Source organism: Paramagnetospirillum caucaseum (genome assembly GCF_000342045.1).
Taxonomy (GTDB): Bacteria; Pseudomonadota; Alphaproteobacteria; order Rhodospirillales; family Magnetospirillaceae; genus Phaeospirillum; species Phaeospirillum caucaseum.
On record NZ_AONQ01000171.1, the window covers coordinates 1 to 1,173 of the forward strand.

A 1,173-nucleotide genomic window follows, 5' to 3' on the forward strand; every position below is an offset into this window, starting at 1 on the left:
TACCAGGGGGTATCGTCGCGGTCGCGCATCCAGCGGGCTTGGGCGGCATGGGGCAGCAGCAGCAGCACCGGCTTGCCCATGGCGGCGGCCAGATGGGCGGCGGGGCCGTCGGCGGCCACCACCATGTCCATCTCGGCGATGCGCCCGGCCAGATCGGCCAGGTCGGCGATGGTGGGCGACAAGTCGGTGATCAGGGCGGGATCGGCCAGCCGGCGGGCCTCGTCGGCCCGTGGCCCGGTCTGCAGCGAGAACAGCAGGGTGCCGGGCACGGTGGCCAGCCCGAGCGCCAGTGGAAAGGCGAGGGAATCCTCCGGCCGATCGCCGGCCCAGGCGATGCCCACCTTGACCAGGATGCCGGCCGGAACCCGGATGCGGCGGATGCGGCGCGGCGGCGGCGTCAGATAGGGCTGGGCGGGAATGGAATGCAGCCCCACCCGCAGCAGCAGCGGCAGGTCGTCCAGCGACGCCACGTAATCGGCCTGCAGGTCATCGGGCAGCGGCCGCCCCAGGGGCAGAACCCGGACCACGCCGGGCAGAATCTCCAGCAGCGGCAGCAATTCCGGCTGGGCCACCAGGGTGATGGCGGCGCCGCACTCCGCCAGGACGGGAACGAAGCGCGCCATCATCAGCGTGTCGGCCAGGCCGGATTCAGCGTGCAGCAGCAGCCGGGCGCCGTCCAGATCCTCGCCCTCCCAGGGGGCGGCGGGCAGGCGGGGGCGGGCGGCGGCGGGCAGCCGGTGGCGCCACAGGGCCTCTTCCCAGGCTTCGGCCAGGCGGCCGTTCAGCATCGCCAGGCGGGCGCGCGCCATGTGGGCCGACGCATCCTCGTCGTCCAGGGCCAGGGCGCGGTCGATGTGCTCGGCCGCCTCGTCGATCCGCCCCAGGTCGAGCAGCGTCTCGGCCAGTCCCACCCGATGGCAGGGCCGCTCCGGTTCCAGGGTGATGGCGGCGTGGAAGGCGTCCAGGGCGGCCTCGCCCTCGCCCCTCCGGGCCAGCACGCCGCCCAGCGCCGCCCAGGCCGGGCCGTGCCCCGGATGCAGGCGCAGCGCCCGGCGCAGGGTGGCCTCGGCGCCGGGCAGGCGGCCTTCGTCGGCCAGCAGGCGGGACAGGCCGCACCACACATGGACGGAATCGGGCCGTTCCATCAGCAGGATGTCGAGAATGGCGTGGGCC

At 74.7% G+C, this 1,173-nt stretch carries 1 protein-coding gene; it reads right to left on the reverse strand.

Annotated elements, in window-relative coordinates:
• The coding region (locus H261_RS22845; RefSeq protein WP_008622712.1) for a tetratricopeptide repeat protein at positions 1-1,173 on the reverse strand (1,173 nt) is incomplete at both ends.